Source organism: Bacteroides fragilis NCTC 9343 (assembly GCF_000025985.1).
GTDB lineage: Bacteria > Bacteroidota > Bacteroidia > Bacteroidales > Bacteroidaceae > Bacteroides > Bacteroides fragilis.
This window is the reverse complement of the sequence record NC_003228.3, coordinates 2,086,914-2,101,745: the sequence shown is the minus strand read 5'-3', so window position 1 is coordinate 2,101,745 and position 14,832 is coordinate 2,086,914. Positions and strand designations below refer to the sequence as shown.

Annotated in this window: 6 protein-coding genes; 2 read left to right on the top strand and 4 right to left on the bottom strand. The window is 39.6% G+C overall.

Annotated elements, in window-relative coordinates; genetic code table 11:
* Nucleotide 1: 1 nt before the first annotated feature.
* The 3 genes from BF9343_RS08395 to BF9343_RS08385 all read right to left on the bottom strand — a co-directional run bounded on the left by BF9343_RS08395 (nt 2) and on the right by BF9343_RS08385 (nt 7,117).
* Nucleotides 2–1,636, bottom strand: a complete 1,635-nt coding sequence (locus tag BF9343_RS08395; RefSeq protein WP_010992682.1) for a sialidase family protein — start codon at nt 1,634–1,636, stop codon at nt 2–4.
* Nucleotides 1,637–1,919: 283 nt separating this feature from the next.
* On the bottom strand, nt 1,920–3,935 hold the full coding sequence (locus tag BF9343_RS08390) for a RagB/SusD family nutrient uptake outer membrane protein (RefSeq protein WP_010992681.1): 2,016 nt from the start codon (nt 3,933–3,935) through the stop codon (nt 1,920–1,922).
* Nucleotides 3,936–3,946: 11 nt separating this feature from the next.
* The gene (locus BF9343_RS08385; RefSeq protein WP_010992680.1) at nt 3,947–7,117 is read right to left on the bottom strand and encodes a SusC/RagA family TonB-linked outer membrane protein; all 3,171 of its coding nucleotides are present in this window, start codon (nt 7,115–7,117) and stop codon (nt 3,947–3,949) included.
* Nucleotides 7,118–7,878: 761 nt separating this feature from the next.
* On the opposite strand from BF9343_RS08385, the gene BF9343_RS08380 reads away from it, so the two are divergent.
* Nucleotides 7,879–11,148: a SusC/RagA family TonB-linked outer membrane protein gene (locus tag BF9343_RS08380; RefSeq protein WP_010992679.1), complete on the top strand. Its 3,270-nt coding sequence runs from the start codon at nt 7,879–7,881 to the stop codon at nt 11,146–11,148.
* 28 nt (nt 11,149–11,176) lie between these two features.
* On the top strand, nt 11,177–12,793 hold the full coding sequence (locus BF9343_RS08375) for a RagB/SusD family nutrient uptake outer membrane protein (RefSeq protein WP_010992678.1): 1,617 nt from the start codon (nt 11,177–11,179) through the stop codon (nt 12,791–12,793).
* A 105-nt stretch (nt 12,794–12,898) separates the two neighbouring features.
* Here BF9343_RS08375 and BF9343_RS08370 read toward each other — a convergent pair whose 3' ends face one another.
* Nucleotides 12,899–14,149 carry an alpha/beta hydrolase family protein gene (locus tag BF9343_RS08370; protein WP_010992677.1) on the bottom strand — a complete coding sequence of 417 codons (1,251 nt, stop codon included), beginning with the start codon at nt 14,147–14,149 and terminating at the stop codon, nt 12,899–12,901.
* Nucleotides 14,150–14,832 lie beyond the last annotated feature (683 nt).

The following is a 14,832-nucleotide window of genomic DNA, read 5'->3' as shown; positions in this document are numbered from 1 at the left end:
CTCATTTAATAATGTCTTTCAACTTCACAGCCTGGAATGTCATGTGCGCCACACTACTTTCATAAAGAATACCAATCGTCTCTTTATCAATCATAGAGAGGCAAGAATAACCCCAGTTATTGCCTTCATCCAACAACAGCTGATGTTCGGGTGACCAAGTCACACCGCCATCCAAACTTATTTTAATAGTAGTATTATAGCGTCCTTTTGTCGTATTAGGATTAGAGAAAATCAATAAATCCTTGCCCAACACATTATCTTTTGCTTTCACACTGATCAAACTAGCCATACAAACAGATTCCGGCAATGCCTTACGAGAAGATTCATGTTCCGTCCATGTTTTACCCAAATCTTTTGTAATAGCCACAGCGCGGCTTCCTCCGCGATTATCACGCATATTCAACATCAACACTCCGGGTTCGACCTCAGCTACCTGGGCTTCTGTGGTGTTCGTACGTGCATAATTGTGCATCTTCCAGTTCTTGCCACCATCTTTACTGTACATAATACCGGCATTGGGCACACGTGTCGAATCGATAAACTGAGTTGGGAATACCAAAGTACCGTCACTCATAGTGATACCCCTACCCGGTCCCTGCAACAAGAAATACCAAGAAGGATCTTTCACCTGCTCTGTAATATTAATAGGTGCAGACCATGTTTTACCATCATCTGTACTTTTAGCTAAAACAAGTTGTGCTGTATGGTTCATATCCATACCCGGATGTGAACTCCACCATGCCCGCTGATTACCCATACCATGGGTCCAGGCAGCAACCACCCAAACATTATTTGTTTTTGTATCAACAAGGATAGAAGGGTCTCCTACCCCATTCTGACCGGCAGGCAGACCACCGAATTCTCCAAAAGCCAAAGGCAAACGCATTTTTTCCCAAGTTTTTCCACCATCTGTACTGCGGCTTAAACCAACATCAACATGCTCCTGCAAGTCAACACTACTGTTATAACGTACATCATAAACTCCCAGTAACGTACCTTTATTAGTAGTCACCAATCCCGGAATACGGAATGCGGCAGAATTATCGTCTCCGGCATGGCGCACTCCTACTCCCATACGGTGTTCTATCCCATTTTCTGAAACTACATCCAACAGGGCTTTTTTGCCATCCAAAGTAATTGAAGCGATATCCGCAGTCACCTTGCTGGTAAGCGAAGTGCCCGGCTTCATTTGCAAACTAATCCAGAAATAATTGATTCCGGGAAACAGTTTCTGATCTCCTTTCAGAACAACCTGATTACCGGGATTAGTCACCTCCGATTTTTTGATTGAATAAGACGGATTGGCGGCAAGTGTTTTCCCCGGAGTGTTACTGGAAATATATCCAACAGGAGCAAAACGTTTTTTACCACTATCCTGCAATGCTTCAGTACCTCCATAATAAAGCTTTATGGACTGAATTTCAGAAAGATTCACTCCTTCACCCAAGTTTAACACTACATCGTTCAGGGTCTGGCTCTCTTTAGCATCCAAACGGAGATAGAATAAGACATTATCCTGCCTTTCTATCAAAATAGGAATACGTGTTTCACGAACAAAAATGGTATCTGCTGCTTGAACTATCGGTATAGCACACAGAAAACAGAAAAGCGAAAATAGAATTACGGCTTTTTTCATGGTATCGACTAATTAATATTTATGTTATCGGGAGCAAAGATAGTATTTTTTATTATATAACGGTTATATTAATTAAATATTTTATTATATACGGTCGATTTAATAAACAAGACACTATTCGACGCAAAGCACTAAACCATCGGAAATAAACATATTCAAAGCGGTCATTGAAGACTATCCCATCAATCAGGATTTGGATTGTATTTAAAAACAAAGAGAGGGATGTTATCTCGAGCAACATCCCTCTCCTTTATCTTATTTCGGTGATCTATTGAAAACTCAATTATTCTTCAGCCACTTCCCCAATCTTAGTTGACCAATAAGGATTCTGATACAATACAGATGTCTCTGCTTTTTCATCCGGAGACAGCAATTCCATCTCACGAACCGGCACAGGATTGAGATAATGTGCCTTCTGCCAGGTATACCCATCGTATACATCATTATTGGTTTTCAAAATAGCATACGGACGCAGGTATTTAAAGGAGCGTGAAGAGATATTAGAACCTTCTTCACCAGAATCTTTAAATGTAACCTCAGCACCATTCTCATCTTTATTAGCCGATTTGTACATTTCATCCCAGAAATTACATCCTTCAGGGATATAATTTTTTGTCAGCAGATGATCCATTGAACGCCAACGTACCAAATCATCCCAACGCATCCCTTCACCAATAAATTCGCAACGACGTTCACGGCGAATATTTAATAAGGTGGCGTCTACAACTTGTCCACCCGAATATTTACCCCAATCTGTTTCCTGACTCAAATCGGTCGCATTGATTGTTTTTGTAAAATCAGGATCTACGCCTGCACGTTCACGAACGGCTCTCCAATATTGAGCTGCTTTACCTGTAACGTTACCATTCTTCATATAATAAGCTTCCAGATAATTCAGATAAGCCTCTACGCCACGATAAATAATACATCCGGTAGTCGACTCAGCTTTTCCCCATACATTCTGTGCCATATCAAAGCTGGCATATTTACGAATACGATATCCTGTCTGGTCTCTCATCTCTTCACGGTTAGATACAGGATGCGGAGCAAACATTTTCACAGTGCCCGGTTCCTCGGTCGAATATACTGGTACAAAATTGCTTTCACCAAACATAAACAACTGAAGACGGTTATCGCGATTGGCCTTCACATCATCCAATGTAGCATCCCCCTTATAAGGTGCTGCGCTACTGGCCGCATACCAAGGCAGACCATCCTGCATCAAGAAGCTTTCAACATAGCTTTTCAACAAGCCATGATTAGAACCGGACGCAATCCATGCCGGAGTACCATGCATGATAGAGAAACTACCGGTTTTTGCATACTGACGCCAGAACAACACTTCGTCATAGCCGCTTAAATCAACATTGGCATACATTTCAAAATAAGGATTCCATCCGGATGTAATAGAAGGACTAGCAGGATCTTCAACCTTTGTATTAGGGGTCAAAGTTATTTTATCTGCAACTTCTTCCGCTGCCTTCATGGCTTCTGTCAAGAAGAAGTCAACCTCAGCTTCTACATCCAATGAGAAATTAGAATGTACTTTCTTTCCCGACCAGTTATCATCTCCCGGTACACGCCCTGTACCCTTGTGGTATCTTTCAAAAGAAGCTTCATACAGTGCCACCCGGGATTTAATCAGCAAAGCTGTCTCACGATTCAAACGGGTATTATTTTTAAATCCCTTACTGTACATCATATTGGCAGCATCATCCAAATCTTTCAGGATAAAGCGGGCAACCAGATTACGAGGTTGGCGGACACCTTTTTCCATCAGCACCGTTTTGTCATCGGGCAAAACCTCTGTTACGATCGGAAAGTCACCGTAAGTACGCAATAAATTATAGTACACAAGAGCACGCATCAGATGCATTTCGCCAATATAATGACGAATATCGGCATCTGCTCCGGCAACCTCACCCGCTTCATATTTAGGCACAGCATTCTCAAAGAAGTAGTTGCAATAACGGATATTGCTGAAACTCCAGTTACCATCACTGGAAGGAACTTTCCAAAGCCCTTTTACATAGCGACTACTACGCCCTCCGGCCACCATATTATCCGTTCCACCATCGTTATTCGCTATACCTGCTCCATAACCACCATGCGAAGGAAAATAGTTTTGATACCTCGCTATGGAATAAGCGGCAAAGTGATCCACCGTTTGAAAGTAGACTTCCGGTGTGACAGAAGAAAGAGGTTCTCTATCAAGAAAGTCATTACAGGACGTGAGCGCCATTACCCCTCCCGCAACAAAACATGCTTGTACAAACAGATTTTTTATTTTAAGCTTCATAATACTTCAATTTAAAAATTAACGTTAACACCAACAGATATCACTCTTTGCAAAGGATACAACTTACCGGATCCTGTTCCGGCCAAACTTCCGGTAGCTTCCGGATCGAAAATCTTAGAAAGACTGGTTATAGTTGCCAGGTTATCACCCGAAACATATACACGTACAGAAGATATTCCGGCTTTCTCTGTCCATACCCGAGGCAATGTATAACCCAACTGAACATTCTTCAAACGCAGATATGCCCCATTCTGTAAATAACGCGTCTGAACCTTGGTATTACGATCCCCACTAAAGTTGACGCGCGGATAATATGAATTCAAATTAGCACCTAACGGGTCACCCTCCGGACGGAAGAAATCCCAATGTTCGGCAAAGCCGGTAGACTGCCACTCATTTCCTTGTCCGTTGGCTCCCCAGAAATAACATCCGTCCAGCCATAGGTCACGTTTTCCGATCCCCTGCATAAAAATGCTGAAATCGAATCCTTTCCAGGCAGCATCCAGTGTAATACCATATTTAAAACGAGGAGTCGAATTACCGATAATACGATAATCGCCCGTATCTCCTAATTTATTGGTTCCGTTACTGATTTTTCCGTCACCATCCAAATCGGCATACATAATATCACCGACACCCCAATTGGTTCCAACAGAAGATTGATCGACTTTTGCCAAATGAGCATCCATCTCTTCCTGTGATTTAGCAATACCGATTGTTGTCAATCCCCAAATATCGTTCAAATGTTCACCTTTATAATACGAACCTACATCATACGAGTCATTCGGATAGCGCAGAATCTTCTGTTGGTCATCAGAAAGTACAAATTTTGCTCCATAAGAAACTTCACCGATCCGATCTCTCCAATTTACCTCCAACTCAAAACCATACGATTTCATGTCCGAGTTGTTAATCTTCGGAACTGAAGTTCCCAACAAACTTGAAAGTTCGGGAGCCGGGCCGATCATATCATAAGTATAACGTACGAAATAGTCGAATGAACCGGATAAACGGTTATTGAAGAAAGACCAATCCAAACCGACATCCCAAGTCTCCACTGTCTCCCAAGTTTTCTTAGAGCTGACAATACCCGGATTTGTAGCATAGTTAGGACGTTCGCCATTTACTAGCCAGCCGTAATTAGACCCTACAGGCATCGTTTGATAAAATGGATACCACGCATCATTGGTATTCGTATTACCCAGCTGCCCCCAAGAAGCTCTCAACTTTAAACTTCCCATATTGATCTTTTCAGCAAAACTTTCCATAAATGGTTCGCGAGCAATATTCCAACCGGCAGAGAATGATGGGAAGAATCCCCAACGTTCTTTTCCTACGAAGCGGGAAGAACCATCATATCGACCATTAGCCTCAAACATATAACGGTCTTTATAACTCCAGTTAACACGCGCAAAGAAACCGGCTACTGAGTTGTCAGCATAACCACCATAAGCCTGCGGATCATCAGTTGCCGTATTAATAGTAGGTACCCCCGGGGTAATCAAAGTATTTTTTTCAGCCGTAATGTTTCTGGTTTTATATAACTCTGCATTAAAACCGGCCATCACTTTAAAATAATGTCCGTTATCGAACTGCTTGAAATAATCCGAATAAATATTTGTAGTATAATAATTTTCCTTCCAACTATATTCATTCACTCGAGAAGAACCTGCCGCATAAGAACCATATCCCATATCCCACACTGTATAATAAGGATCTCCGGCTACATTATAAGCATAAACAGGCAATACTTCCCAATGCTGATATTGAGTAGTGGTACGTACACTACCGTCAAGATTGATTTTCCAGTTTTTAATAGGTTCGAAAACCAGTTGCAACTGATTCGTATAAAAATCTTTCTGACTGTTTTGCTTTCCACCATTTTCCATCTGCTCCACTTCACCCTCATCCATAGGGAATCCATTCGGATCATAAGCCGGATGTACAGGCCATTTACGAGCTAAGTTATGGAAAAAGTTTCCGGTCAGATAAGAAGGACGCTCAAAATCCTCACGGGTCCATTTAGTAGAATATGTCACCTTAAACCAATCAGTGACAGCCGTTGTAATCTTACCGTTCAGCGTGTAGCGTTGAAATTTGTCTTTTCCATGACGCATCAAACCTTTCTGATCCAGGAAACTTCCGCTGATCAGGTATTGAGTCTTATCCGTACCACCATTAATACTAAGATTATGCTCCTGAGATGGTGCCCAATGATCATAGAATTCTTCAAACCAATCCGTATCTCCATTCGCGTTAGCCCATTTTTGCCAAATGCCTGCTCCATTATCAACAGTAGTAGCTTTCAGCGTTCCCTCTTGATAAGCTTTGATACGCTCCATTACAGCAGGGGCAAAAATGTCACCACCACCCTTATTGGCAGAAGCACGATTGAAGTACTGAGCAAAAGTGTAAGAATCCATAATATCCGGTACACCAATAGCGTCTGAGAAACGAGCACTACCGCTATATGACACATTGGTCTTACCGCTCTTACCACTCTTCGTTGTTACAAGAATTACACCGAATGAAGCTCTTGCACCATAAATAGAAGCGGATGCAGCATCCTTCAATACCGAAACAGATTCGATATCATTGGGATTGACAGTATTCAAATCCCCCTCAATGCCATCAATCAAAACCAGTGGGGATGAACCCGATCCATCACCAATCGTTCCGGCTCCACGAATATTCATGTTTAACGTTCCATCAAGGGCGCCACCGTTATTACCAACAGTAAGGTTCAAGCCGGGAACAACACCCTGCAATGCTTGTGAAGCATTTGCCACCGGACGCGCTTCCAACGCCTCGGCACTAACCATACCTACAGCCCCTGTAACGTTCACCTTCTTTTGCGAACCATAACCGACTACAACAACTTCATCCAAAACCTCCGCATCCTCTTTCAGCACAATATTATAAGTGCTTTCAGAGCCAACTTTAATTGTTTGTTGCTTGTAGCCAATATAGCTCACCAAGAATTGTGAATTAGGTGCCACCTTTAACGAGAACTTACCGTTTAAATCAGTAATTACTCCATTAGTGGTTCCCACTTCTACAACACTTGCCCCAATAACGGGCTCCCCAGTAACATCTGTTACCAGTCCCGAAATCGCCTTTACCTGTGCCATCACATTAAACGATAGCAAACAGCCCAACAAAATAAAAAGGACTTTTTTCATAAATTGATTTTTAGTTAATAAAAAAGGAAAATTATCTCTTCTAAACTCCATAAATATAAATACCTGAAAATGAGTACAGTCCTATCGGGACTTATCCTTTTAAATAGTAATCCCAGAATCAGATAAAAACATAATTGTTTATAATACAAACTATTACGTCTTAATAGTGAATCAAAACAACAGGGTATTTTTAGTAAAAAAACACTTATGAATTAATAATGGTGAAAAGTAGTGAAGCAATAAATATTTTTTTCTCGTCCCAATTCCTCTAAAATCTACTTTTCAATAAGCCAAAAAGAGTTATCTATATTTCAACACAAAGAAACACCTTATAACATATAATAAGGTTTTTGAATATATCCTTTCGCCCTTTTCAAGTCAGTCCAATAGTATTTTAAAACAATAATATATTACATATACCTATTCTAAGGTGAATCGCTATATATATAATATAAGAAATCAATATTATATGAGAGAGGATACCCCATAAACAATCTTTTGTGAAATCCCCAAGTGGATTATCTTAGTTTTTCAATATTATTTCGTCTATATAAAAAATATATTTAAAATATGCTTGTGAGTTTTTAATATAATATATATATTTGCAACGGTTTGATAGTATATAAATGAAAAGAAATAATAAATTTAACCTTTTTCATTTATTATTTAGGTAATGAAAATACCAAGTACCGATAGAACTTAGTTCAAATAACCAAAAACACATATAAACATCTTTATTATTAACTCAAAAAGCAATACTTATGAAGAAAACCATCTTCTTGATTTTGTGCATTTTATGTTCTCTTGGAGCCATGGCACAAAAGAAATCAATCACAGGTGTGGTTACGGATGCTAGCGGTGAATCAGTCATCGGAGCAAGTGTTGTCGAGGTCGGTACCACCAATGGTGTGATTACTGACATTGACGGTAAGTTTACGTTGTCGGTCGATCCTAACGGAAAGATCAGAGTATCTTATATCGGGTATCAGCCTCAGGTACTTGATGTAAAGGGCAAAAATTCTTTTAATATTAAATTGAAAGAAGACTCTGAAATGCTGGAGGAAGTTGTTGTAACGGGGTATGGTGGCAAACAGCTGCGTACGAAAGTGACGAACTCTATTGCAAAAGTAAAAGATGAAGCATTGAAAGTCGGCTTATTCTCTAACCCCGCTCAGGCACTCTCCGGAGCAGTTGCAGGTTTAAAGGTTACCCAAGCCTCTGGTAGCCCGGGTGCGGCTCCTAAAGTAACGCTTCGTGGCGGTACTAACTTCGATGGTTCAGGTGACCCTCTGGTTATTGTAGACGGACAATTGCGTGACGGTATGCAGGATATCAATCCGGAGGATATTGAATCCATGGAAGTCTTGAAGGATGCCGGAGCAACCGCTATTTATGGTGCGCGAGCAAGTAATGGCGTAATTTTAATTACTACAAAAACAGGTAAAGAAGGACGTCGCGAAATCAACTTCAAAGCCAAAATGGGTTTGAGCTATGTAAATAACCCTTATGATTTTTTGGGAGCCAAAGATTATATCAACGTACTGCGTACAGGCTATAGTAAATCCGGATTTACAACCTCAGACGGAGAGTATGTCTCTATTGCCCCACTTGGTAACTTGACAAGTGCTTCTCCATTCGGTACTGGTAATACACTGAATGATAAAACGATCTGGAATATTATGAATAAAACGGCAGACAATGCCTATCTGTTACAGAAAGGATGGCAAGAAATGCCGGATCCTCTGGATCCCAGCAAAACCATTTTATATAAAGATACTAATCCGGCAGATTATAACCTGAATAATCCGGCAATATCTCAGGACTATAATATCAATATGTCCGGGGGTAATGATAAGGGTACTTACTATGCAGGATTAGGTTACAACCGTCAAGAGGGACTTCCTATCAAGACATTCTATGAGCGCTATAGTTTTGTTTTGAATGCCAGTTATAAAATTACAGATTGGCTTACCAGTTCATCCAATTTCAATTATAACCGTGCAAATTGGAAAAACATGCCGGGATCACAAACCAGTGAAGGCAATTACTTCGGACGTATCATGTCTACACCTCCCACTGTCCGCTTCCAGGATGAGGATGGAAATCCAACTTTAGGTCCGGTAGCTGGTGATGGAAACCAGAATTATCAGCCCGACAAATGGTGGAATTTTAATCAGAGTGACAAATTTACCATGGTACAGGCCTTCCAGATTGATATTTTGAAAAATCTTTCTGTAAAAGGTACTGCCAACTGGTATTACTCCGAATCATTGGCTGAAAGTTTCACCAGAGACTATGAAAACACGCCGGGTCAATTTGTGAGAACACGTAGTTCTTCAGCAAGTTTCTCCAGAAATTTCTCTCAGACCTATAATGTGGTATTAAACTATAATCAAACTTTCGCTAAAGATCATAATGTGGCTGTTATGTTGGGTATGGAATATTTTGATAGATATAGCCGCAGCTTTAGTGCATCCGGTTCAGGAGCTCCAACGGATGATTTTGCCGATCTATCATTGACAGATAATGGAGAAGGGAAACGTTCCATTGATTCAGGACATAGCGATTATCGTATTCTTTCTTATTTCGGACGTCTGAATTACGACTATAAAGGCCGTTATTTACTTTCTGCTGTCTTCCGTCAGGATGGATATTCATCTTTATTAGGTGACAACCGTTGGGGATTTTTCCCGGGAGTTTCTGCCGGATGGATTTTTGGACAAGAAAATTTCGTAAAAAATGCTCTGCCTTTCCTGTCATTTGGTAAATTACGTGCGAGTTATGGTGTAAATGGTAACGCAACCGGAATTGGCGCCTATGACTTACAGGGATCTTACAATTCTCAGAAATATAATGGAAATGTCGGCTTCTTAATCGGTGCACTACCCAACCCGGGTTTGAAATGGGAGAAAACCCGTACTGCAGAAGTCGGTATAGATATGAGTTTTTTTGAGAATCGCCTGAACGCAAACTTTACCTATTATAATCGTTTAACTTCAGACAAGTATGCCAACTTAAGTTTACCTTCTACAACAGGTTTCTCGTCAATTAAGAACAATAACGGAAAATTTCGTAATAGTGGTGTGGAAATAGAACTGTCGGGAAAAATCCTAAAAACCAAAGATTGGAGTTGGGATTTGGGTGGAAACATATCGTTCAATAAAAACAAAATAGTTTCGTTGCCGGATAATGGCTTAATTCGCAATCAACAGGATGCCGCTCAAATATACAGTGGAAGGCAATTATCTGATGGCACATATGAGAAGATTTGGGTCGGCGGTAATCAGGAAGGTTATGAACCCGGTGTGTTAATTGCATATAAAGCCGATGGGCTTTATCGCAGTTGGGATGAAATTCCCGGAGACTTGGTAGTCACATCCGGTAACTATTTCGGTAAAAAGATGTATGGACCGGAAGCTTGGAAGAAGTTGAGTTCCGCAGAGCAAAAGAATGCATTACCCATTCAGCCCGGAGATGTGAAATGGAGAGATATAAATGGTGATGGTATGATTGATAATTATGATCAGGTTGTTGTGGGAAATACAAATCCGCATTGGATTGGTGGTTTCAACACCACATTGCGCTGGAAAAACTTCCAACTGTACGGACGCTTTGATTTTGCATTTGATTACTGGATCTATGATAATACTACCCCTTGGTTCTTGGGTTGTATGCAAGGAACTTACAATACGACCAAAGATGTATTCAACACTTGGTCTGAAGAGAATCCGAATGCCAAATATCCGCGATTTGTGTATGCTGACCAGCTTATGAATGCAAACTATTATCGTACTTCCACATTATTTGCTTATAAAGGTAATTATTTGGCTATCCGTGAAATATCTTTGAGTTATTCTTTACCTAAAGCATGGGCAAACAAGGCTTACTGTCAAAAGGTGGATGTGTCGATCACCGGACAGAATCTGGGATATATCACATCGGCTAATGTAGCTTCTCCTGAGGTTTCAAGTGCAGGTTCAGGATATGCTTTACCAAGAACCCTCCTGTTCGGATTGAATGTAACTTTCTAATGCTTAACTGATTTAAAAAGAAAAATATATGAAAAGAATAAAATCTACAATATTATATGGTTTACTGGTGGCATCTTCGGGGCTGTTAGTAACGTCATGTGCCGATAAATTGGATCTGTCTCCGATTGATTACTACGGAAGTGGGTCTTATTGGAAAACAGAAGCCCAGGCTACCGCCTATATAGATGGTATTCATAAGCATTTACGCGATGCGGCATGGCAACATACAATCACATTCGGAGAACTTCGTGGTGGACGTTTCATCACCGGTGCAAGTAGTGATGGCATGGGAGTTAGTAATGGTGATATTATTTTGCAAAATTTTGATGAAACACATACCGGAGTAAGTAAGTTCGGAGATTTATTCGGCCGTATTACTAACTTGAATCTTTTCATAGCACGCGTTACGGATGCCACCTATCTGTCCGATGAAATGAAAAACTTCTATTTGGGAGAAGTGTACGGTTTACGTGCTTTCTATTATTTTGATCTATACCGCATCTATGGCGGGGTACCTTTGCGTTTGACGGCTGATGTTGTTGAAGGAGTTATTGATCCTAATAAACTGTATATGGCCCGTTCGACCCCCAAAGAAGTAATGACCCAAATAAAAAGCGATTTGAATAAATCGATGGAGTATTTTGGAAATATGAATGATTTTGATCCATACAAACGTGGCAAAAAGGTGTATTGGTCAAAAGCTGCAACCGAATGTTTAATGGGAGAAGTTTATTTGTGGACTTCTAAAGTAACCACAGGAGATGACGTAGCAAATCCTGCTGATCTGACTATAGCTAAAACCCACCTTGAAAGTGTATTGAATAATTATAATCTGAAAATGCTGGATGACTTTTCACAAGTATTCAATGCCAAAAACAAGGCAAATGACGAGATTATATTTGCCATTCGTTTCTTAGAAGGTGAAGCAACCAATAGTAATGGTACATTTACTTATAATGTAGGTACCGGTAGTACCAAAAACAGATATCAAGCCAATGGTGAAGTATTTGGTGATGCTTTAGACATACAGAATACTGGCAATCAGACGTATGAATACAACAAAGCTGTTTATCAAAATTTTGATGATGCAGATACCCGTAAGGAAGCGACCTTTATCGCCTCATACAATAAAGATGGCAAAACAGGTGAGTTATCTCTCTATGGAACACATGTACGTAAAAATATAGGTTATGTAAATGCACAGGGAGCCCGTGTTTACTGTGGTGACTATATCTTCTATCGCCTGCCGTGGGTTTATCTTACTCTTGCAGAAATAGCAAACATGGAAGGAGATAATGCAGCTGTTGCCAAATACATCAACCTGGTAAGAAAACGTGCCTATGGCAATGCATGGGATGAAACTCTGTATGCATATCCGGAAACGGCAGATTTTACAACTAATGAATTGGCTATTTTGCATGAGAAAGATAAAGAATTTATCCAAGAAGGACAACGTTGGTGGGATTTACGACGTATGACTTTGACTAAGGGGGGAACACCTTTGGTTTTCTGCAAAGAAGGAAGTCTTTTGGGAGATGCCCCGATATTGAATAAATCTACAGAAGCACATAAACTTTTGTGGCCAATTGAAAAAACAATGTTGAATAAAGACCCCGCACTGGAGCAAACACCCGGATACAAATAATAATCGATAGGTATTTCTCAATATGCGATTATGGTAGAGGGCGGAATGCACGTAATGTGTATTCCGCTTTTCTTTTAAATAGCTTGTTTAGATTTCAATTATATTTCATCTTTCTTCCAATAATTTTCTCAACCAAGGTACAACCAGTTCTGATTTAAAATAATGATTGGGACCATCTACATTTACCATCCGAAAATATTCATTACGATCTAGTCCTTCAGGTAAATATTCTACATTTTTTCGTGTATCCGGATCTGAGAACTTCTTATAATGATATATTTTCACGTTGTCGGGAGTGCCTACTATAGCATACGCTTTTCTCACAAGGTCCAAGTCTCGATCTAATCCTCCTTCAGTCAGTATGATAGGACGGGGTGCCAAAGCCGCTACGATGTCCGGAAAATTAAAATTTTTCCAGAAATCAGGTATTAAATGGCGTATAGAATTAGGGAATGGACGACGTCCGTTTTTGTCAGGCATAGTCATTACTTCCGCCCGTTCTTGAGTTTGACATAAGAAATCATTGTAAACAAAAGCATAAATTGAAGTATCAAGCGTACCCAATACCATCATTGGTTCGGTTCCCAGAGAAAATCCACTTACTACAATGCGATCTTTACGAATATGCTTCTGGGTCTTCATCCAATTTAAAACCTGCATATCCAAATATGAAGCATATCCCAAATAACTCCATCCCAACTCTAAAAGATAGCGAGATACAACATCGTAATCATAATTAGAGCCCAATGTATATCTCTCAAGGTCTGAGGCTTCTCCGGCAGCCGGGTTATCTACTGCCACTGCTATATACCCTTCTTTTACAAAGTTGAGGGCTTGGGTCAGTTTCGGATCTTTGTACCGGTCATTCAATTTGGGAGCTATCCCCGGTTCACCTGCAAGTCCCTCCTTATTTCCTCCGGAACCGGGAATACACAAAATGGCAGGTACGGGCTTGTTTATATTATCAGGTATTAAAACAAGAAAAGTAGAAACGCATTTGGGAAGCGGATAAAATTCCCATTTTTCTAATCGATACCCTTCCCGCTGTTCTCTTTTTATACAGACAGGAGCTGGAGAGTTTTTTATTTGAGGAAATTTCATTATTTCTTCCATCGCATGGCGAAGTCCCTTTTGCCATTTTCGAAATTCTTTGGGAGAAAAGTCTCTATGAAAAGCATAGCGTGGCTCAGTATTTCTGAGCATGGCATGCACTACACCATAAGAACTTAAGAATCGTCCGTCCTCACGTACAGACTTAATTAAATTATGATCCTTAGGAGACCAGCCATCGGACTGAGCATATAGGCTGCCATTAAAAAACAGTGATATTCCAATTATTAAAAAAATATTTTTCATTTGATTTAAATTTTATAGATATTACAAATATAGTTTTATTTTTTCGATATACTCCTTTTTAATTGTCGAAATATACAATTAGACATATAGTAAGTGACAGGATAAAATATGATGCAAAAAGATAGCATTTTATTTATTTGGGAATCCTGTAATTTTATCACTTATCCTACAAATAGAAGATAATATGAATAAATTGGGGAATAATATACTGTATTGGTGAAAGTAATGTATATAAATTCATTATAACTACCGGAAGATATTAACTTACTAAAATCAGAATGTTAACTTTGTGTTTTCAAGAAGTTAACTTCGTGCAGATACGAAATTAATTTCTTGAAAACAAATTGTTAGTTCTCTGTCAACAGACGCTCTAAATCACTGTTAAGAGTGTGAAAAGAATCTTTTATATGTTCTATCTGACAATGAAATTAAGAAAGAAGAAATATGTGATAATATTCCTTTTTTGAAATTTTCCCAAATAAGAATAAGTCGTAAATAGGTAAAAACATTCTATTTGGTAGTAGAATGATAATTTTACTTTCCCTTTGATTTTGTGAAATGGTCCAGATTTTGTTTTTTCTATTACGGTTCCGGTCACTCCTTTGATTAGCACGATACAGGGACATCAAGATATACAAAATGTCAGCTCTGTACCAATATAGCAAATTGATAAAAGGGAGATT

What these genes read in the sequence shown, in the direction of transcription:
- BF9343_RS08375 (WP_010992678.1), top strand. Translation starts at nt 11,177, where the DNA reads ATGAAAAGAATAAAATCTACAATATTATATGGTTTACTGGTGGCATCT.
- BF9343_RS08385 (WP_010992680.1), bottom strand. Translation starts at nt 7,117, where the DNA reads ATGAAAAAAGTCCTTTTTATTTTGTTGGGCTGTTTGCTATCGTTTAAT.
- BF9343_RS08395 (WP_010992682.1), bottom strand. Translation starts at nt 1,636, where the DNA reads ATGAAAAAAGCCGTAATTCTATTTTCGCTTTTCTGTTTTCTGTGTGCT.
- BF9343_RS08390 (WP_010992681.1), bottom strand. Translation starts at nt 3,935, where the DNA reads ATGAAGCTTAAAATAAAAAATCTGTTTGTACAAGCATGTTTTGTTGCG.
- BF9343_RS08370 (WP_010992677.1), bottom strand. Translation starts at nt 14,149, where the DNA reads ATGAAAAATATTTTTTTAATAATTGGAATATCACTGTTTTTTAATGGC.
- BF9343_RS08380 (WP_010992679.1), top strand. Translation starts at nt 7,879, where the DNA reads ATGAAGAAAACCATCTTCTTGATTTTGTGCATTTTATGTTCTCTTGGA.